Here is a 19,104-nt window from a genome sequence, read left to right on the forward strand (position 1 = left end):
GCGGTATCCGGCGTCCTTGTCGAGGGGTGCGCGCCTCGTAGGCTGCGCACGACGAAGCCCCCGCACGGGACGCGCGGGGCGAAATCGGGGCGGGAGGCCGACGAGGCGTGGCGAATGCGGAACACACTGGGCGACCGGCCGAGGCTTTCGGCGCGACGGCCGTGGGCGGCACCCGGGCGCGGCTGCGGGCGGCGCGCCTCGGACTGTGGCTGGTCGCCGCCGTCCTCGCGGTGCGCCAGGTCGCCCTCGTCCTCACCACCCCGAGCGGTGAACGCCTGACCGACCTGGAGACCTGGGTGGGCCCCGAGGGCGTGCTGCACGTCAGCGGATCCCTCTACGACTCCACCGAGTTCACCGGCACGCCCTTCGGCGGGCTGGTCCTCAAACCGCTCACCAGATCGGCCGAGCAGGCCCTCGGCTGGGGCTGGACCTTCGGCACCCTGCTGCTCGTCGTGGCCCTGGCGCTGGTCGCCGTCCGCGCCCTGCCGCAGCCGGTCGGCCGGCGCACCGCGCTGCTCGCCGCGCCCGTCGCGGTCAGCCTGCTCATGCTGTCCCTCCCGGTGCGCAACACCCTCTGGCTCGGCCAGACCAGCATCATCCCGGTGCTGCTCGTCCTGCTCGGCTGCTTCGTCGCGCACGGGCAGCGGGCCGGCGGCGTCCTCGTCGGCGTCGCGGCGGCCCTCCAGCCGACCCTGCTGCTCTTCGCGCCGCTGCTGTGGCTCACCGGCCGCCGCCAGGCCGCCACCGCGACCGCCGTCACCTTCGCCACGGCCACCGCGCTCGCCTGGGCCGCCATGCCCCAGGACTCCGCCGTCTACTGGGTGCACCACCTGGCGGGCGCCGGCCTCGGCGGCCCCGCCGACGCCCTCGCCAACCAGTCCCTGCACGGCGCGCTGCTCCGCCTCGGCCTCGAAGGTCCGCTGGAGATCGCCCTGTTCCTGCTGCTGGGCGCCGCCGTCGTCACCCTCGGGCTGAAGCGGGCCGTCCACTACGCCCGCGACGGCCAGCTCCTCCTCGCCGTCGGCATCACCGGGTGCGCCGCCATAGCGGTGTCCCCGACCGCCTGGCAGCACCAGCTGCTCTGGGTGCTGTTCACCGTCGTCGGCCGGGTCGGCACGCGCGCCCGCGACCGGCTGGTGTGGCCCGTCGCCGTCGTCCTGGTGATGACGCTGCCGGCCAAGATGATGCTGCCGAACATGGCGTTCCTGCACCCGCTGCGGGACAACGTGGTGCTGCTCGCCGCGCTGGCCGCCGCCACCGCCGTGCCGTTCCTCAGCCGCACCTCGCCGTACTTCCGCGACCCGGTGCCGACGCCGTACGCCCCGCCCGTGCCGGCCCGGTTCGCCTTCGTGCCGCTGCTGCCGTTCCTGCGGCGGGTGCTGATCCGGCCGAACCTGCTGCTGGAGCTGCTGCTCATCCGCGTCACCTACGCCGGGTACGCCAAGGTGCGGCTCGCCGCGACCGGCGGCAGCAACTCGGCGGGCCGCGCCCGCGCCGAGGAGCACGGCCGGCAGATCCTCGACCTGGAGCGCGTGCTCCACCTGGACATCGAGTACGCGGTCAACCACGCCGTGGTGAAGATCGGCTGGCTGCGGGAGTTCTTCGACTTCTACTACACGTCGTTCCACTTCGCCGTGCCGCTGACCGTGCTCGGCGTGCTCTACTGGCGCCGCCCCGTCCACTACCGCTGGGCGCGCTCCGCCCTCGGCTTCGCCACGCTGCTCGCCCTGGTCGGCTTCTGGCTGTACCCGCTCGCCCCGCCGCGCCTGATGCCGGACCTCGGCATCATCGACACGGTCCACGGCGTGCAGGACTTCTCCCAGCCCGACTACGGCACGCTGACCGCGCTCACCAACCAGTACGCGGCGATGCCGTCGCTGCACTTCGGCTGGTCGCTGTGGTGCGGTCTGGTGATCGCGATCATCGCGCCCAAGGCGTGGATGAAGACCCTCGGCCTGCTGCACCCGCTGTTCACGGCCGCCGCGATCGTCGCCACCGGCAACCACTGGATCCTGGACGCGGTCGGCGGCGCGGTCGTCGTCGGCGCCGGTTTCGGCCTGACCTACCTGTTCCAGGGCCCGCGCGCCCGCACGGTCACGGCGGCGGCAGAGGCGGAGAAGGAGAAGGAGGAGCAGGAGGAGGAGAAGGCGGAGAAGGAGGTCAGCAGCGAGCCGCCGGCGCCGGAGAAGGACCGTACTCCGAGCTGATCCGGTACTCGCCGGGCGCGGACACGGTGAGCCGGGTGAACTCGCCCGCGCGGGACAGGCATCCGCCGCCGTCCACCCGCAGCCACGGCGAGTACGCGATCCGCACGGTCACCGTGCCGGGCCGCGCCACCCGCAGCACCAGTTCCGCGCCGGAGGTGCGCACCACCGACCCCGGCGCGGACACCAGCGGCACGGCGTCCCGGACCCGGAACACCTGCCAGTGCGCGTCCCGCCAGACCGGCACCAGCCAGTCGGGCCGCCGCTCCCGCACCAGCCGCGCCTCCTCCTCGGCGAACCCGTCGGGCTTGCCGTCGTGCAGCACGACGAACCCGACCGCCCACCGGTCCAGCCACGCCCGGTAGGAGGCGGCGGAGAACGAGCCGTCGTAGAACAGCCGGGCCCGCTCCACGTCGAGCTGCCGGTTCCAGCCCCGCGCGAGGTGCACGTGCGGGGCGAGCGCCACCGCCTCCCGGTGGTTGCGGGCGGGCACCGCCTCCACCCGCGTCCGGTCCGCGCCGAGCGACTCCAGGGCCCGGACGACGCCGTCCGTCTGCGCCGCCCAGGCCGGGACGTCCGTCGACACCTTCAGGTCGTCGACGGTCTTCTTGCCGGTCCACCCGGCGGAGAACACCAGCGCGGCCACCAGCAGGGCGCGCCGCACCGGCCGCAGCCGCGGCTGCGGCAGCAGGGCCACCAGCAGTGCGACCGGCGCGGCGTACTCGGCGAACCGCTCGACGTTCGTGCCGATGGGGGAGGGGATCAGATACACCAGCACGGTCCCGGCCGCGTAGACGACGCCGCTCCACCGCGCCACCCGCCAGGACGGCGGCGACAGCACCGCGACGGCGATCCCGAGCGTCGCGGGTATCCCTATGCGGCCCGCGGGCATCAACTGCTCGCCCTGGAAAGGGAACAGCAGACTGGTCGCGCCCACGACCAGGGCGGGCGGGACGAGCAGGGCGGCGGCGGGACCCGGCCGCCGCACCAGCGCGTACCCGGCGCCGACCACGGCGAGGAACAGGCCCGCGACCGGGGACGCCATGGTGGCGAGGGCGGCGTGGGAACCGGCGAGGACGAGACGTTTCCGCCCGGTGAGGTACAGACACGCGGCGAGCCCGAAGACCACCCCGAGGGCGAACGTGGTGCGCCCCGAGGCCACGTTGCCCCACAGGCCGAGCGCCGCGAGCAGCGCGGGAGCGAGCGGCCGGCGCGGCAGCACGCGTCCGATCAGCACCGCCGCGATCCAGGTGGCGGCCGCCCCGGACGCCACGGTGAGCGCCCGCACCCCGACGGCCGCCATCAAGTACGGCGATATCAGGCTGTAGTTGGCGGTGTGCATGCCGCCGTACCAGAAGAGGTTGTACGCCGAGGTGCCGTGCCGCGCGGCGAACCCCGCCCACGCGTCCTGGGCGGCGAGGTCACCGCCGCCGGTGGCCAGCACGGCCCACCACAGCGCGTACAGCGGCAGCACGGGCAGCGTGGCCAGGAGCGGTACGCGATGACGCCGGCAGAAGGCGCGGAGGGGTGACCTCCGCGGCGGAACCGTGTCCGGGCGCTGGATCAGGGCGAGGTCGGCAGAGGGCACGATCATGAAGACGTCATACTCCGTACCGGCGTTCACTCCGCAGGGGGGTCCCGTCGTCTGTCGTTGACGGGTGGAATGCTCCTCGGATGACGGATCGACCGGAGACCTTCCTCGCCCGTCTGCGGACCGCGGCCCGGACGACGACGGCGAGGCGCGCTGGAACTACGCCTCCTGGCTGCTCGAGGACTTCGAGAGGCTCGGCGACGTCCCCGAGGACCCGGTCGGCAGCCAGGTGTACGTCAAGGAGGTGCGGCGCCTCGGCGCCTGGTACGACGGCGGGTCCGGCCTGGACCGGGTGCTGGACGACGAGGACGTGGCCGCCCGGGCCCGCCTGCTGCGCGCGCACTTCCGCGACGCCGTGATCGACCTGGCCCGGCACCTGCACGCCGACGGGGTGATCGAGCGCGTCCTCGGCCGGCCGCTGCCGGTCGTCGCCTTGGACATGGCACGCCCCGGCTGGGAGGTGCACGCCACCGAGGCCGCCGACCCGCCCGCGCTCGTCGAGGACTTCATGGCGTGGCTGCGGGCGGCCGGGGAGATCCAGCCGTACCGCCCTGTGGGACCGGGGACGCCGGCGGCCGCCCGCACCGCGCCGGGCGGCCTCGGCGAGCGGCTCCCGCTCGTCCCGGGCCGGACGCAGGCGCCGGGCCGGACGCGGGCGAAGGCGGCGGCCCCGGGGATCGGGGGGTCGCCGCCTTCGGTACGGGGGGTGGCCGGGAGGATCAGTACCAGTGGTTGGCCTGCCAGAAGGACCAGGCGTCACAGGCGCTGCCGTAGCGGTCCTTCATGTAGTCCAGGCCCCACTTGATCTGGGTGGCCGGGTTGGTCCTCCAGTCGGAGCCGGCCGAGGCCATCTTGGCGGCCGGGAGCGCCTGGACCAGGCCGTAGGCGCCACTGGAGGCGTTGGTGGCCTGCGGGTTCCAGCTGCTCTCGTGCGACACGATGTTCGAGAAGCACTGGAACTCGGCCGAGTTGCCGATCATCTTCTTCGCGGTCGCCTGGGCCGAGGCGGCCGAGGCGGGCGCCGCCGTGGTCGCGGCCTGCGCGGGCGCGGCGGCGATCAGCGTGCCGCACGTGGCGGCCGTCAGGACGGCACCGGCGAGGGCCTTCTTCGGGGTGGCGACGGAGCGGAGGAGGGAAGCGGCGGACACAGGCGGCCTTTCGGTCGGAAGCGGGGGAGTCGCGGCCTCGCCGAGAGGCGGGGCACGCAGCGGCGCCGAGCCCCGTGGGGACGTCGGCGCCCGGCGACCGCTCCACAGAAACAAATCCGGCGTTTGCCCGCAAAGGTCCCTTTTACTACCCGCGGTCGGAGGGAAGCGGGCGCAGGGGCCCGCCAGGTCCGGTTTCGGGCGGGCCGGCATCGAGTGACTCCGCCGCGCGTCTACGGTGTCCCTTCGTATGTGACCCGGGTCATGTGGGGTGCTTCACCGACTCGCGTGCGCGGTGCGTACGAACGCCTACCGAGGGGTGTCGCCGAATGTGACCGGCGCCTCGAAGGCGGCCCTGCGCGTGGCGCGGCGCAGCGCCCTCAGCACCGCCGCCCCGGCGGTGAGCGTCAGCACCACCGTGACGACGGCCCGCCCCAGGTCCCAGCCCAGGGAGGTGGCCAGGCAGTACGCGACGAAGCGGGCCAGGTTGGCGGCCACCGGGTCGTCGCCGTCGAAGGCGATGTCCGAGGCCAGCGCCGACATGAAGGGCCAGCCCGCCATGTTCATCACGGTGCCGTAGGCGAAGGCGGCCAGGAAGCCGTACACGGCGAGCATCCAGACCTCCGCGCGCCCGCGCAGCCGGTCGGGGCCCGGCAGGAGGCCCGCGCCCATGGTGAACCAGCCCATCGCCAGCATCTGGAACGGCATCCAGGGGCCCACCCCGCCGGTGAGCAGCGCGGACGCGAACATCGTGACCGAGCCCAGGGCGAAGCCGAAGCCCGGTCCGAGGACCCGGCCGCTGAGCACCATCAGGAAGAACATGGGCTCCAGCCCGGCCGTGCCCGCACCGATGGGGCGCAGGGCCGCGCCCGCCGCCGCGAGGACGCCGAGCATCGCCACCGCCTTCGCGCCCAGGCTCGACTCCGACAGGGCCGACGCCACCACGGCGACCAGCAGGACGAGCAGCCCGGCGAACAGCCACGGCGCGTCGGAGGCGTGCGCGCTCACCGCCGACTCGGGCGGGGCGAGGAACGGCCAGCCGAACCCGGCCACGCCCACCGCGCTCACCAGGGCGAGCGCCAGCCAGGAGCGGGGGCCCAGACGCAGGGCGCGGACCTGGCGGTCCGCCGGCCGTGCGGGGGTCGGCGTGCTCATCGCTCCAGCGCCTCCTTCACCTGGGCGACCGTGAGCCAGGGCTGCGGCGCCAGGATCTTCGCCACCTGCGGGGCGAACGCCGGTGACGCCACGACCACCTCCGCCGACGGGCCGTCGGCGATGACCTCGCCCTCGGCGAGCAGCACCACCCGGTGCGCCAGTTCCGCCGCCAGCTCCACGTCGTGCGTCGCCATGACGATGGCGTGGCCCTCGGCGGCCAGCCCGCGCAGGATCGCCGTCAGCCGGGCCTTCGCCGCGTAGTCCAGGCCGCGGGTCGGCTCGTCGAGCAGCAGCAGGGGCGGCCGTGCGGTCAGCACCACCGCGAGAGCGAGGGTGAGCCGCTGGCCCTCGGACAGGTCGCGGGGGTGGACGTCGTCGGCCACCGACGGCAGCAGCTCGGTGAGCAGCGCGCGGCAGGTGCCGGGCTCCGCCTCCGCGTCCCGGTCGGCGGCCGCGCACTCCGCCGCCACCGTGTCCGCGTACAGCAGGTCCCGGGGCTCCTGGGGGACCAGGCCGACCTTGCGGACCAGGTCGCGGGGGCGGGTGCGGTGCGGGACCGCGCCGCCGGTGCGGACCGACCCGGAGGACGGGGGGACCAGCCCCACCAGCGCGCCGAGCAGCGTCGACTTGCCCGCGCCGTTGCGGCCCATGAGCGCGATCGTCTCGCCGGGCGACACCGTGAGGTCCACGTGGGCCAGCGCCCGCACGCGGTCGCGGCGGACGGCGAGGGACCGTACCTCCGCCACCGGCTCGGGGGCGTCGGCGTTCTCCTTCCTCGCGCGTCCGAAGCGGCGCTTCACCGGGGACGCGGGCCGCGGCGGGGCGGTGTCCCGCCCGGGCCGCTCCCCCTCCAGGCGCTCGCGCAGCGGCGCGGCCCCGCGGCGGGCGTCGCGGACCGTCAGGGGCAGCGGGGACCAGCCGGCCAGGCGCCCCAGCTCGACCACCGGCGGGCAGACCGGGGAGACCGCCATGACCTCCGCCGGAGCGCCCATCCACGGGCGCTCGCCGGGGCCCGGCAGCAGCACGACCTGGTCGGCGTACTGGACGACCCGCTCCAGGCGGTGCTCGGCCATCAGGATCGTGGTGCCGAGGTCGTGCACCAGGCGCTGGAGGACCGCCAGGACCTCCTCGGCGGCCGCCGGGTCCAGGGCGGACGTCGGCTCGTCCAGGACCAGCACCTTCGGGTGCGGGGTGAGGACGGAGCCGATGGCCACCCGCTGCTGCTGGCCGCCGGACAGCGTGGAGATCGGGCGGTCCCGCAGGCCGGCCAGGCCCAGCAGGTCCAGGGTCTCCTCGACCCGGCGGCGCATCACGTCCGACGGCAGGCCCAGCGACTCCATGCCGTAGGCGAGTTCGTCCTCCACGGTGTCCGTCACGAAGTGGGACAGCGGGTCCTGGCCCACCGTGCCCACCACGTCGGCGAGTTCGCGCGGCTTGTGGGTGCGGGTGTCGCGGCCCGCGACCGTGACCCGGCCGTGCAGGGTGCCGCCGGTGAAGTGCGGCACCAGTCCGCTGACCGCGCCCAGCACCGTCGACTTGCCGACGCCGGACGGGCCCACCACCAGGACCAGTTCGCCCTCGGGGACCTCCAGGTCGACGTCCCGCACGGAGGGCTTTGCCGCGCCGTCGTAGGTCACCGACACGTTCTCGAAGCGGATCACGTCGTCGGCTCCTCGCGGGGGTCGCGGACCGCCTCGGGGGCGGGGGTGACGAAGGCGGGCAGCAGGCCGACGAGCACGGCCGCCGCCGGCCACAGGGGCAGGGCGGGCGGCTCCAGCGGGACCACACCGGGGTTCAGGCCCCCGGGGTCGAGCGAGCCGGCCAGGATCAGGAGCGCCGCCACGGCCGCGCCGGACGCGGTGACCAGCCAGGCGCGGGCGTCCCACGGGTCCGGGCGGTAGCGGGTGCGCAGGGTGCGCCGCCCGCCGAGCCGGAGGCCCGCCAGCGCGGACGCCAGACCGGCGAGCAGCACGGGCAGCCCGTACCTGTCGCCCTCGGCGGTGAGCAGCCCGTACGTCCCGGCGCAGACGCCGAGCAGGCCGCCCAGCGTGAGGGCGGCGGTGGCGCGCCGCACGGCGGGCGGCACCTCGGCGGTACGGCCGTACCCGCGCGCGTCCATCGCGGCGGCCAGGGACACCGAGCGCTCCAGGGCGCCTTCGAGGACCGGAAGCCCCACCTGGACCAGACCGCGCACGCCCTTGTCGGGGCGCCCGCGCAGGCGGCGGGCGGCGCGCAGCCGCCGTACGTCGGCGATCAGGTTCGGCGCGAAGGTCAGCGCCACCACCACGGCCACCCCCAGCTCGTACAGGGCGCCCGGCAGGGACTTCAGCAGGCGGGACGGGCTGGCCAGGGCGTTCGCGGCGCCCACGCAGATGAGCAGCGCGGCCAGCCGCAGCGCGTCGTACAGGGCGAAGACGAGGCCCTCGGCGGTGACCCGGCCGCCCAGGCGGATGCCCTGCGCCCAGTCGGGCAGCGGCACCTCGGGCAGCGTGAACAGGGTGTGGGTGCCGGGGATCGGCGAGCCGAGGACGACCGCGAAGGCGAGCCGCAGCACCAGCACGGCGGCGGCGAGCTTCACGAAGGCGCCGTAGGAGCGGGCCCACGGCGTGTGCGGGCGGCGGACGGCCACGACGTATCCGGAGACGGTGATCAGGAGGGCGAGCAGGAGCGGGTTGGTGGTGCGGGTGGCCGCGGTGCCCAGCGCGAGGGCCCACAGCCACCACGCGCCGGGGTGCGGCTGGGTGCGGCGCGAGCGCGGGACGGGGACGCCGGCGGGCGGCGCCCCCCGCTCCGGGCGCGGCCGGGCGAGGCCCGGACGACCGGAGCCGCGTGACTCACGCACGGCGGCGGACCTGCCAGACGGCCGCGGCGCCCAGCACGACCACCACCGCCGCACCGGCGATCAGTCCCACCGAGGGCCCGGAGCCGCCGTCGTCCCGCGCGGAGGTCTCCTCCGGGCCGGACGCCGTGCCGGATGCCGGTTCCTTCCCGTCCCCGGCCACCTGTTCGCCGCAGCCCTTCGCCGGGTAGCCCGCGATCGCGCACAGCAGCGCGTTGCTGTCGTAGCGCAGCGGCTCGGCGACCGAGGCCAGCGCCTCCGCCGCCGTGGCGTCCTTCGGCACCTGCGCGCAGGCCGTGCGGCCGGCCGGGGGCCGCTCCCCGGACGGGGCGTCGGCGGGCGTGCCGAAGTCGAGGACCAGCGCCACCCGTTTCGTGCCGTCCTTCGCGGGCGTCCTCGCGCAGATCGCGTCGAAGTCGGCGGTGCCGCGCGGCTTCGCCGCGTCGCCGGAGTCCTCGCTGACCGAGAAGCGGAAGCCCTGGACGTCGCCGTCGGCGGGCCGGGACAGCGACGGCCCCACGGTGGCGTACGTCCACGCCGAGCCGTCCCGCTCCCAGAAGGACCAGTAGCGGTACCCGGCGGCCTGGGCCTGGCCGGCGCCCGCCAGCAGGGGCAGCAGTGCGGCCAGGAAGAGCACGGTGACCCGGCGGATCACGGTTGCCGCCTCCTGGCGCGGGCGGCGACCAGGAAGCCGGCGCCGGCGGCCGCGGCCAGGCAGACGCCGCCGGCGATCCACCACACGACGGACGCGGAGCCCGCCTTCTCCGCGTTCTCCGCGTCCCCCTCGCGCTGGTCCGCCGCCGTGCGCTCCTGCGCCGGGCCGGTGGCCTGGAGCTGCTCCACCAGGTCGGCGCCGCCGAAGGCGCGCGGGTCCGCGCCCGTCGCGTGGGCGGCGAGGACGAGCTGGGCGTAGGCGCCGGGCCCGTTCTGCGCGGCCCAGTCCGCGGCGTTCCTCTCCAGCCAGGCCAGCGACTTCTCCGCCTGCGCCGTGTCGCCCCGCGCGGCGAGCGCGATCACCGCGTCGGCGGTGTTGCCGTGGTCGGGCTGCTCCTCGCCGCCGGGCGTGGCAGCGAGGAGGTGTCCCTTGGCGGCGAGCGCGTCGGTGAGGTGGGCGGCGCCGTTGGCGGCGGCCTGCTCCGGGGTGGTGGCCTTGACGCAGGCGCCGGCCGCGGCGCCGTCGCCCTCGCCGGGCTCGACCAGCAGGCCCTTGCCGAGCGCGCCGAGCACGCCCGCCGCCGTGGCGTCGGCGTTGGCGGTCAGCGAGCCGTCCTTCTCCGGCTGGAAGGCGAACGCGCCCGCGCCCTCGCCCGTACAGGGCAGCTCCAGGCCGAGCAGCGCGTCGTAGGGGGACTTGCCGCCCTTCCTCACCGCGCCGGGCTCCTCGCCGGCGGCGGCGAGCGCGCCGATGACGACGGACGTGGAGTTGGTGTCGCTGGCGCCGCCCGCGGTGTAGCCCCAGCCGCCGTCCTCGTTCTGCACGGACTTCAGCCAGCCGACGGCCTTCTCCGTGACGGCGTCGTGGCCGCCGAGCGCGGCGAGCGCCTGCACGGCGGCGGCGGTCTGGTTGGTGTCGACCATGGTCTTCGCGTCGCACGCGGCGGACGGGTCGGCCCGGAACGGCGCGAAGGAACCGTCGGCGCACTGCTGGCCGGCCAGCCAGCCGACGGCGGCCTTCGGCGGCTCGGCGCCGGCCGCGTGCTGGGCGAGCAGGGCGAGCGACTGGCGCCACACCCCGTCGTACTGCGGGTCGGCGTCGCCGTACAGCGCGGACGGCAGCGCGGGCCGGGACGGTGACGGGGACGAGTCGGCTGCGGCCGGTGCGGCGGCGCCGAGGACGGCGACGGCGACCAGCACCGCTGCGCTGCGGCGGACGTTCATGACGGGCGGGTGCCTCTCCCTGAAAAGGGCCGGGCAGCGCGGGACACCCCGGCGGCTCGGCTCCGTATACCTCGACGGTGCCCGTGCGTCGGCGGAACGCCGGGCACGTGAGCCGGTCACGATCCGTGCGGGGCATTCCGGCTCACCGTCTCGCGACGGCTCACGGCTGCGGGTCAGCGCCGGATTCGCACCGGCTTCCCCCCGTACGACTGTGATACGACGCGGCCACTCTACCCGCCCGTCGAACGGGCTTCCGGGGTGGCCGCGTGCGCGGGGAGGGGCGGGGAGGCGGGGGGTGACCGGGGTCACGGCGCCCGTGGGACGGCCCGCACCCGTGGGACGGGCGCGGGCCGAGGGGGAGGGGCGGGCGGGTCAGGAGGCGGTGCAGGCGCCGGTCTGCGGCGGGGAGGCGGAGGCCCCGTCGACCGTGAAGCGGAAGCCGGCCGAGGCGCCGGCCGCCAGGGAGCCGTCCCACGTGGGCCGGACGGTCATGACGGTGCCGCCGCCAGCTTCGGCTGTCATAGGCGGGTGACCCGTTCCCCACCGAGACCACCCGCTGCGACGGGCTCAGGGTGAGGTCCACGCTCCAGCTCGAGAGCGGCGAGCGGCCCGCGGTGATCGTCACCCTGCCGTTGCAGCCGCCGTTCCCCTGCTCGGCCGTGGTGTGGGCGGCGGTGCGGGCCGCGTTCGGATCGCCCGGGTCGCCGGGGTCGCCGGGGTCACCCGGGTCGCCGCCCAGGGTGGTGTGCGGCCGGCGCCGCGCGGGCAGGGGCGCCCCCCGGCTCTCCGGTGCGGCTCCGTCGTTCCCTTCCCGAGCATGTTCATGTCATCCCTTCTCCGGCGGATCCCGTGGTGCGGACCGGGTGAGCGTGGTGCGGTGGGGGTGGCGCGGAAGGCGATGCAAAAGCCTCGGAACCGGCTCCGAATGTCTGCGGTGACCATGCGGAGGGCGGAACGGGTGGTCCACCGTTCACGCACGCCGGACGCCGGGACGGCCGAGGAGCGGCAGGTGAGAGGAGGCGGACGCCGGTACCGGAAGCGCCGTCGAGAATTTCGTCAGGGCTGGCCGGAGGCCGGCGGCGCCGTCAGGTCGATCAGCCGGCACACCGTCTCGATGTCCGCGCTCACCTGCGCGATGGAGGCGCGCCCCGACAGCCAGGTGATCAGCGTCGAGTGCCAGGTGTGCCCGACCACCCGCACGGCCGAGAGCTGCTCGGACGTCGGGTCGGCCAGGTCCATCGCGTCCAGGATGATCGCCGTCGTCCGTCGGAAGACCTGCTCCACCTCCGCGCTCACGCTGCGGTCCGCGAAGGTCAGCGCCCGCACCATCGCGTCCGCCAGGTGCGGGTCGCGCTGCAGCGCGCGGAACGCCCGCATCAGCGTCCCGGCGACCCGCTCCGCCGCCGTCTCGCCGGCCGGCGGCTTCTTCCGCAGCGTCGCGTGCAGGTGCTCCAGCTGGTCCTGCATCGTGGCCACCAGCAGGTGGATCTTCGACGGAAAGTACCGGTACAACGTGCCGAGCGCCACCTGCGAGGACTCCGCGACCTCGCGCATCTGCACCGCGTCGAAGCCGCCCCGCGAGGCGAGCCGCGCGCACGCCTCGAGGATGCGCCGCCGCCGGGCCTCCTGCCGCTCCGTGAGCGGGGAGGCCGGGTCGGCGCGCCCGGCGTCCGGCGCCGCCTTGGTCCTGTGGGCATCCGCGGGCATGGGTCCGTCCGTGACAGTCGGTGAGGATCGATGATCGGACAGCATGGCACGGCGTCCGCCGTGGCGTGAATCACCTGATCCACCGCTGCCGGCCTCCTTACCTGCCGGTAGATTCGGATCCTCCGAACGATCAACTCTGAAACTTGTTCTAGATCGGCGTCCCGTCGTACTGTCGCGGGACAGTGCAGGCAGAAGGGGGCCCCGCAGTGACCGCTGAGGCCAGTCAGGCCGGGCCCTCGGCGGGCCCCGCATCCGACGGCTCGCGACCGCTCCGCATCGCGCTCCTCACCTACAAGGGAAACCCGTTCTGCGGCGGCCAGGGCGTCTACGTGCGCCACCTCTCCCGCGAACTGGCCCGCCTGGGGCACCGCGTCGAGGTCATCGGCGCCCAGCCCTACCCGGTGCTCGACGAGGGGTACGACGGGCTGAGCCTCACCGAGCTGCCCAGCCTCGACCTCTACCGCCAGCCGGACCCCTTCCGCACCCCGAAGCGCGACGAGTACCGCGACTGGATCGACGCCCTCGAGGTCGGCACCATGTGGACCGGCGGCTTCCCCGAGCCGCTGACCTTCTCGCTGCGCGCCCGCCGCCATCTGCGCGCCCGCCGCGGCGACTTCGACGTCGTCCACGACAACCAGACCCTCGGCTACGGCCTGCTCGGCGACCTCGGCGCGCCCCTGGTGACCACCGTCCACCACCCCATCACCGTCGACCGCCGCCTCGAACTGGACGCCGCCGGGAACTGGCAGCGCCGCATGTCCGTGCGCCGCTGGTACGCGTTCACCCGCATGCAGAAGCGCGTCGCGCGCCGGCTGCCGTCCGTGCTCACCGTCTCCGGCAGCTCCCGCGCCGAGATCGTCGAGGACCTCGGCGTGCGGCAGGACCGCATCCACGTCGTCCACATCGGCGCCGACACCGACCTGTTCTCCCCGGACCCGTCCGTCGCGGTCGTCCCGGGCCGGATCGTCACCACCTCCAGCGCCGACGTGCCGCTGAAGGGCCTGGTCTTCCTCGTCGAGGCGCTCGCCAAGGTGCGCGCCGAACAGCCCGACGCCCACCTCGTCGTGGTCGGCAAGCGGCCCGCCGAGGGGCCCGTCGCCCAGGCGATGGAGCGCTACGGCCTCGAGGGCGCCGTCGAGTTCGTCAAGGGCATCTCCGACGCCGAACTCGTCGACCTGGTGCGCTCCGCGCAGGTCGCCTGCGTGCCGTCGCTGTACGAGGGCTTCTCCCTCCCGGCCGCCGAGGCCATGGCGGCCGGCACCCCGCTCGTCGCCACCACCGGCGGCGCCATCCCCGAGGTCGCGGGACGCGACGGGGAGACCTGCCTGGCCGTGCCGCCCGGCGACGCGGGTGCGCTGGCCGCCGCGCTGACCCGGCTGCTCGGCGACGCCGGCCTGCGCGCCCGCCTCGGCGCCGCCGGACGCGAGCGCGTGCTGGCCAACTTCACCTGGGCGCGCGCCGCCGAGGGCACCGTCGCCCGCTACCGCGAGGCCATCGAGACCGCCCGCGCCGGCCGGGGCGGGGCCCCGCACGCGGCGGCCCCGGCCCCGCGGACCCCGGCGCCCGCGCACCGCGGCCCCGACGCTCCCGCGGACACGGGCGGCGTACCCGTGACCGCGGCCGACACCTCCGACCGTGAAAGCAGGGCCACGTGCTGACCGTCGACTTCTCCCGGTTCCCGCTCGCCCCGGGCGACCGCGTCCTGGACCTCGGCTGCGGCGCCGGACGGCACGCCTTCGAGTGCTACCGGCGCGGCGCCCGGGTCGTCGCGCTGGACCAGAACGGCGAGGAGATCCGCGAGGTCGCCAAGTGGTTCGCGGCGATGAAGGAGGCCGGTGAGGCGCCCGCCGGGGCCACCGCCACCGCCATGGAGGGCGACGCCCTCGCCCTGCCCTTCCCCGACGGGTCCTTCGACGTGGTCATCATCTCCGAGGTGATGGAGCACATCCCCGACGACAAGGGCGTGCTCGCCGAGATGGTGCGGGTCCTCAAGCCCGGCGGCCGGATCGCGATCACCGTCCCGCGCTACGGCCCGGAGAAGGTCTGCTGGACCCTGTCCGACGCCTACCACGAGGTCGAGGGCGGTCACATCCGCATCTACAAGGCGGACGAACTCCTCGCCAAGATCCGCGAAGCGGGCCTGCGCCCCTACGGCACCCACCACGCCCACGCCCTGCACTCGCCGTACTGGTGGCTGAAGTGCGCGTTCGGCGTCGACAACGACAAGGCGCTGCCGGTCCGCGCGTACCACAAGCTGCTGGTCTGGGACATCATGAAGAAGCCGCTGGCCACCCGGGTCGCCGAGCGGGCGCTGAACCCGGTGATCGGCAAGAGCTTCGTGGCCTACGCGACCAAGCCGCACCTGCCGCGCGCCGAGGCGGACGCCACGTGACGACCTCCCGGCCGGCCGGCGACCCCCGCATCCCCCGCTTCGAACACCTCGTCCTCACGGGCGTGCTCACGGCCGAGCAGGCGGCGCGGACCGTCGCGGGGATCCTCGCCGTGCAGCGGGAGGACGGCGCCATCCCGTGGTTCCGGGGCCACCACCTCGACCCGTGGGACCACGTCGAGGCCGCGATGGCGCTGGACACGGCGGGCGAGCACGAGGCGGCCGAGCGGGCCTACCTGTGGCTGGCCCGCCACCAGCTGGACGACGGCTCCTGGTACGCGGCCTACGCCGACGGCGACCCGCACGCCGTCACCGACCGGGGCCGGGAGACCAACTTCGTCGCCTACGTCGCGGTCGGCGTGTGGCACCACTACCTGTCCACCGGCGACGACACCTTCCTGGACCGCATGTGGCCCGCCGTGTGCGCGGCCGTGGAGTTCGTGCTGACGCTCCAGCAGCCCGGCGGGCAGATCGGCTGGCGGCGCGACGACGACGGCACACCCGTCACGGACGCGCTGCTCACCGGCTCCTCCTCCATCCACCACGCGCTGCGCTGCGCCCTCGCCATCGCCGACCAGCGCGAGGAGCCCCAGCCCGGCTGGGAGCTGGCCGCGGGCGCGCTGCGGCACGCCATCCGGCGCCACCCGGAGCGGTTCCTCGACAAGAACCGCTACTCGATGGACTGGTACTACCCGGTGCTCGGCGGCGCGCTGACCGGCGCGGAGGCGAGCGAGCGCATCCAGGAGGGCTGGGAGCGGTTCGTCGTGCCCGGCCTCGGAGTGCGCTGCGTGGTGCCCAACCCGTGGGTGACCGGCGGCGAGTCGGCCGAACTCGCCCTGGCCCTGTGGGCGACGGGCGAGTCCGACCGCGCGCTGGAGGTGCTCCAGTCCATCCAGCACCTGCGCGACCCGGAGAGCGGCCTGTACTGGACGGGGTACGTCTTCGACGACGACGCGGTCTGGCCGCGCGAGCTGACCACCTGGACGGCCGGCTCGCTGCTGCTGGCCGTCGCCGCCCTCGGCGGTCACGAGCCGACCTGCGCGGTCTTCGGCGGGGACCAGCTGCCCAAGGGCATGGACCCGGACTGCTGCCCGGACGCCTGAACCGCCCGGTCCGGGGCCGCCCGGTTCAGTGGCGGCGCAGGCGGCCGGCGATGGCGTGGCCGACGAAGAGGTAGACGACGGCGGCGAGTCCGTAGCCGAAGACCACCCGGGCCCATTCCTCGTCGAAGGTGAACAGGTCCCGCGACCAGGCGGCGAGCCAGTTGGCCGCGTCATGGACGAACTGGACCAGATCGTTGGCCCGGTTGGCGTCCAGCAGATACATCAGGATCCACAGTCCGAGGATGAAGGCCATGACGTCCGCGATCACCGCGACGACCGTTCCCGCGGAGGTGGAACCAGAGCGATATCGAGGGGACATGATGTCCGTCTGGCCCCGAACGCCCGCTTGAAACCAGTCCTGTTCGCGGACCGCGCACGCGAACGGCCCCCCGCCCGCAGGGGCGAGGGGCCGTCGGGGACGGGGACGGGGCTCAGCCGCGCTGGATGCCCGACGTGTCCTGGAGGACGCCGCGGCGGCCGTCCTGCGTCTGCGCGATCAGCGCCTGACCGCGCTGCTCCACCGCCAGGTACCAGGTACCCGGGGCCAGTTCGGCGATCGGCGTGGGCGAGCCGTCCTCGGGGAACAGCGGACGCGGCACCGGCACGGCGAACCAGAACGGGGAGAAGTCGGGGGCGGAGGGCGGCGCGGCCGGCTGGCCCTGCTGCGGCTGACCGCCGTACGGCTGGCCGGGCTGGCCGCCGCCGAAGGACGCCTGCTGGGCGCCCGGGTAGCCGTAACCGCCGGGCGGCTGCGCGCCGTACGGCTGCTGCGGGGCGGCGGCGGGACGGGGGGCCGGGAGCAGCGCGCCCTTGAGCGCCGGGACCAGCGGCGTGGCCACGGCGGCGGCCGCCATCACCAGCGTGGCGACGAGAGCGAGGATCACACCCAGGCCCGCGTCGGGGCCGTCACCGGCGCCGTCGAAGTTGTCGAGGCCGCCCGCCGGGTCGAAGACGTTGCCCAGCGCGCTCCAGGCGGCGAACACCGCGAAGGCCACACCGAACGGCGCCAGATCCAGACCCGCGACCTTCGGCGCCTGCGGCAGACCCCGGGCGACGACGATCAGGGCCGCGGCGATGAGTCCCGCCAGCACCACGCTCAGCAGCACCGGACCGCTCGCCCACAGGCTGGGGATGTCCGTGCTGTCCGGGGCGCCGTCGATCGAGTACAGATCGAGGAACGACGCGATGAACAGCAGTACGGCTGCTCCGATCACCACGCCGTCGCCTCGAGTGAGGGAGCGGATATTCACTTCAGGTCCTTCGTAGGTCGTCTCGTCGTCGGAAGAGGCGTCGCCGTCACCATGTCGCCCCGTGGGGTGGTCCGGTGTGAAGCGCGGGGGTGACCCCCGATCGTACGGAGGACACTATCGTCCGCGGGACCGGGCTGTCCGCCCGGACCAGCGTGCCGATCCCTACCCGCGCAGGAAGCTCACGATTCCCTCGGAGATCCCTCGCGCCGCTTTCTGCCGCCACGCGCCGCTGCTCAGCAGCGCCGCGTCCTTGCCGTCGCGCATGTTCCCGCACTCGACGAACACCTTCGGAACCGTTGACAGATTGAGACCGCCCAGGTCCTTCCGCGTGACGAGTCCGGTGCCGCCGCCGATGTAGTTGGACGGCGCGGTGCCGGTGACGCGCACGAAGGCGCCCGCGATGCGCTCCCCGAGTTCGCGCGAGGGTTCCACGATGGCGCGGGTGTCCGCCTCACCGGCGTTCACCTCGCCCGGCAGGATCACGTGGAAGCCGCGGTTGCCGGCGCCGGAGCCGTCGGCGTGGATCGAGACGACGGCGTCGGCCTTCGCCGCGTTGCCGATCCGGGCCCGCTCGTCCACGCACGGCCCGAACGGCCGGTCGCCGTCCTGCGTGAGCTTCACCGTCGCGCCCTGCTTCTCCAGGACGGCCCGCATCCGGTGGGCGACGTCCAGGGTGAACTCCGCCTCCGCGTACCCGTCATCGGTCGACGTGCCGGTGGTGTCGCACTCCTTGCGGTGGGTGCCGACGTCCACCTGGCGGTTGATCTCGGCCGTGTGCTCGAAGTTCGCCGGATTGTGTCCCGGGTCGATGACGACCACCTTGCCCTTGAGCGGGCCGGCCGCGGCGGGCGCCGACGCGGAGGGCGCCCGCGAGCCGGGGGACCCCTCGTCCCCGGCGGACGGCGAGGCGGCGGGGGAGGAGGCGGTGGGCGACGGCGTGCGGGACGCGGCCGACGGGGAGCCCTCGGCCCCCGCGCCCGCCGCGTCGTCGTCCGTGCCGCCCGTCGCCGCGTACACGCCCCAGCCGAGCAGCCCGCCGCAGACGAGCGCGGCGAGGGCCACGGTCAGCGGACCGCGGCGGGACCGCCGCCGCGGGGGCGGATCGAAGTCGGGACCTGTGTACGACACCCGGCCACCCTAACGGTGCGCGGCGGCCGCACCCGTACGGCGCAGGACGCGCAGCGAACCCGTGGCGGAGACCTCCGTGAACTCCCCGGACGCCAGGGCCCGCTGGTGCACCCGGTACGGGGCCTGCCCGGTGAACTCGTCCACCGGGTCGGGGAAGACGTCGTGGATGACGAGCAGCCCGCCCTCGGCGACGTGCGGGGCCCAGCCCTCGTAGTCGGCGCTCGCGTGCTCGTCGGTGTGGCCGCCGTCGACGAACACCAGGCCGAGGGGGCGCGCCCACAGGGCGGCGATCTGCGGGGAGCGCCCCACCAGCGCCACCACGTGCTCCTCCAGGCCCGCCCGGTGCAGGGTCCGCCGGAAGGCGGGCAGGGTGTCCATCACGCCCAGCTCGGGGTCGACGGTCTCCGGGTCGTGGTACTCCCAGCCCGGCTGCTGCTCCTCGCTGCCGCGGTGGTGGTCCACGGTGAGGGCGGTGACGCCGGCCGCGCGGGCCGCGTCCGCGAGCAGGATCGTGGAGCGGCCGCAGTAGGTGCCGATCTCCAGCAGGGGCAGGCCCAGCCGGCCGGCCTCGGCCGCCGCCGCGTACAGGGCCAGGCCCTCGTCCAGCGGCATGAACCCCTTCGCCGCCTCGAACGCGGCCAGGATCGCGGGCTCCGGCGCCTTCGCCACGGGGGACGCCTCTTCGGGGGTCACAGAAGTTTCCACGGGGTCATGC

The 19,104-nt window shown here is 75.0% G+C and carries 18 protein-coding genes and 1 riboswitch; of the genes, 5 read left to right on the forward strand and 13 right to left on the reverse strand.

Annotated features, from left to right (window positions below; translation table 11 throughout):
* Positions 1 to 107: 107 nt before the first annotated feature.
* A complete protein-coding gene (locus C1708_RS22900) occupies positions 108 to 2,207 on the forward strand; it encodes a bifunctional glycosyltransferase 87/phosphatase PAP2 family protein (RefSeq protein ID WP_106414431.1) in 2,100 nt (699 codons plus the stop codon).
* On the opposite strand, the gene C1708_RS22905 is transcribed toward C1708_RS22900, so the two are convergent.
* Positions 2,161 to 3,798, reverse strand: coding sequence for a DUF8823 domain-containing protein (locus C1708_RS22905; RefSeq protein ID WP_241911318.1), 1,638 nt, complete (start codon positions 3,796 to 3,798; stop codon positions 2,161 to 2,163). The two genes, C1708_RS22900 and C1708_RS22905, sit on opposite strands and share 47 nt — an antisense overlap.
* 64 nt (positions 3,799 to 3,862) lie before the next feature.
* On the opposite strand from C1708_RS22905, the gene C1708_RS35200 reads away from it, so the two are divergent.
* A complete protein-coding gene (locus C1708_RS35200) occupies positions 3,863 to 4,600 on the forward strand; it encodes a hypothetical protein (RefSeq protein WP_241911319.1) in 738 nt (245 codons plus the stop codon).
* Here C1708_RS35200 and C1708_RS22915 read toward each other — a convergent pair.
* From C1708_RS22915 to C1708_RS22945, 8 genes are all read right to left on the reverse strand, one after another.
* On the reverse strand, positions 4,515 to 4,943 hold the full coding sequence (locus tag C1708_RS22915) for an aggregation-promoting factor C-terminal-like domain-containing protein (protein ID WP_106414433.1): 429 nt from the start codon (positions 4,941 to 4,943) through the stop codon (positions 4,515 to 4,517). The genes C1708_RS35200 and C1708_RS22915 overlap by 86 nt on opposite strands.
* A 306-nt stretch (positions 4,944 to 5,249) precedes the next feature.
* Positions 5,250 to 6,095 carry an ECF transporter S component gene (locus tag C1708_RS22920; RefSeq protein ID WP_106414434.1) on the reverse strand — a complete coding sequence of 282 codons (846 nt, stop codon included), beginning with the start codon at positions 6,093 to 6,095 and terminating at the stop codon, positions 5,250 to 5,252.
* Positions 6,092 to 7,756, reverse strand: coding sequence for an ABC transporter ATP-binding protein (locus C1708_RS22925; protein ID WP_106414435.1), 1,665 nt, complete (start codon positions 7,754 to 7,756; stop codon positions 6,092 to 6,094). The genes C1708_RS22920 and C1708_RS22925 overlap by 4 nt, the downstream gene beginning before the upstream one ends.
* Positions 7,753 to 8,937 (reverse strand): energy-coupling factor transporter transmembrane component T, encoded by a 1,185-nt coding sequence (locus tag C1708_RS22930; protein ID WP_106414436.1) that lies wholly within the window; start codon positions 8,935 to 8,937, stop codon positions 7,753 to 7,755. Before C1708_RS22930 ends, C1708_RS22925 begins: the two co-directional genes overlap by 4 nt.
* A complete protein-coding gene (locus C1708_RS22935) occupies positions 8,930 to 9,589 on the reverse strand; it encodes an SCO2322 family protein (protein WP_106414437.1) in 660 nt (219 codons plus the stop codon). The genes C1708_RS22930 and C1708_RS22935 overlap by 8 nt, the downstream gene beginning before the upstream one ends.
* A complete protein-coding gene (locus tag C1708_RS22940) occupies positions 9,586 to 10,812 on the reverse strand; it encodes an SCO2321 family membrane protein (protein ID WP_106414438.1) in 1,227 nt (408 codons plus the stop codon). Before C1708_RS22940 ends, C1708_RS22935 begins: the two co-directional genes overlap by 4 nt.
* 130 nt (positions 10,813 to 10,942) lie before the next feature.
* Positions 10,943 to 11,013, reverse strand: a riboswitch (cobalamin riboswitch).
* 171 nt (positions 11,014 to 11,184) lie between these two features.
* Entirely contained in the window at positions 11,185 to 11,334 is a 150-nt protein-coding gene (locus C1708_RS34055) for a hypothetical protein (RefSeq protein WP_157951288.1), read from the reverse strand.
* Between the two features lie 534 nt (positions 11,335 to 11,868).
* The gene (locus C1708_RS22945; RefSeq protein WP_106414439.1) at positions 11,869 to 12,519 is read right to left on the reverse strand and encodes a TetR family transcriptional regulator; all 651 of its coding nucleotides are present in this window, start codon (positions 12,517 to 12,519) and stop codon (positions 11,869 to 11,871) included.
* A gap of 206 nt (positions 12,520 to 12,725) precedes the next feature.
* Between C1708_RS22945 and C1708_RS22950 the strand changes: the two genes are divergently transcribed.
* Genes C1708_RS22950 through C1708_RS22960 form a run of 3 tightly spaced genes read left to right on the forward strand, consistent with a single transcriptional unit; the run spans position 12,726 to position 16,011 of the window.
* Complete coding sequence (locus tag C1708_RS22950; RefSeq protein ID WP_106414440.1) at positions 12,726 to 14,177, forward strand: glycosyltransferase family 4 protein; 1,452 nt, start codon at positions 12,726 to 12,728, stop codon at positions 14,175 to 14,177.
* The gene (locus C1708_RS22955; RefSeq protein WP_106414441.1) at positions 14,171 to 14,911 is read left to right on the forward strand and encodes a class I SAM-dependent methyltransferase; all 741 of its coding nucleotides are present in this window, start codon (positions 14,171 to 14,173) and stop codon (positions 14,909 to 14,911) included. The genes C1708_RS22950 and C1708_RS22955 overlap by 7 nt, the downstream gene beginning before the upstream one ends.
* A complete protein-coding gene (locus C1708_RS22960) occupies positions 14,908 to 16,011 on the forward strand; it encodes a prenyltransferase/squalene oxidase repeat-containing protein (protein ID WP_106414442.1) in 1,104 nt (367 codons plus the stop codon). Before C1708_RS22955 ends, C1708_RS22960 begins: the two co-directional genes overlap by 4 nt.
* A gap of 25 nt (positions 16,012 to 16,036) precedes the next feature.
* On the opposite strand, the gene C1708_RS22965 is transcribed toward C1708_RS22960, so the two are convergent.
* From C1708_RS22965 to C1708_RS22980, 4 genes are all read right to left on the reverse strand, one after another.
* A complete protein-coding gene (locus tag C1708_RS22965; protein ID WP_106414443.1) occupies positions 16,037 to 16,330 on the reverse strand; it encodes a hypothetical protein in 294 nt (97 codons plus the stop codon).
* A 112-nt stretch (positions 16,331 to 16,442) separates the two neighbouring features.
* Positions 16,443 to 17,261: a DUF5336 domain-containing protein gene (locus C1708_RS22970; protein ID WP_106414444.1), complete on the reverse strand. Its 819-nt coding sequence runs from the start codon at positions 17,259 to 17,261 to the stop codon at positions 16,443 to 16,445.
* Between the two features lie 162 nt (positions 17,262 to 17,423).
* Positions 17,424 to 18,389 carry an N-acetylmuramoyl-L-alanine amidase gene (locus tag C1708_RS22975; protein ID WP_106414445.1) on the reverse strand — a complete coding sequence of 322 codons (966 nt, stop codon included), beginning with the start codon at positions 18,387 to 18,389 and terminating at the stop codon, positions 17,424 to 17,426.
* Positions 18,390 to 18,398: 9 nt separating this feature from the next.
* Positions 18,399 to 19,058: a class I SAM-dependent methyltransferase gene (locus C1708_RS22980; RefSeq protein ID WP_106416443.1), complete on the reverse strand. Its 660-nt coding sequence runs from the start codon at positions 19,056 to 19,058 to the stop codon at positions 18,399 to 18,401.
* Between the last annotated feature and the right edge of the window lie 46 nt (positions 19,059 to 19,104).

The organism is Streptomyces sp. DH-12 (genome assembly GCF_002899455.1).
Lineage (GTDB): Bacteria > Actinomycetota > Actinomycetes > Streptomycetales > Streptomycetaceae > Streptomyces.

Coding starts and splice junctions, on each gene's coding strand:
- C1708_RS22905 (WP_241911318.1), bottom strand. CDS start 3,798: ATGATCGTGCCCTCTGCCGACCTCGCCCTGATCCAGCGCCCGGACACG.
- C1708_RS22920 (WP_106414434.1), bottom strand. CDS start 6,095: ATGAGCACGCCGACCCCCGCACGGCCGGCGGACCGCCAGGTCCGCGCC.
- C1708_RS22940 (WP_106414438.1), bottom strand. CDS start 10,812: ATGAACGTCCGCCGCAGCGCAGCGGTGCTGGTCGCCGTCGCCGTCCTC.
- C1708_RS34055 (WP_157951288.1), bottom strand. CDS start 11,334: ATGACAGCCGAAGCTGGCGGCGGCACCGTCATGACCGTCCGGCCCACG.
- C1708_RS22945 (WP_106414439.1), bottom strand. CDS start 12,519: ATGCCCGCGGATGCCCACAGGACCAAGGCGGCGCCGGACGCCGGGCGC.
- C1708_RS22965 (WP_106414443.1), bottom strand. CDS start 16,330: ATGTCCCCTCGATATCGCTCTGGTTCCACCTCCGCGGGAACGGTCGTC.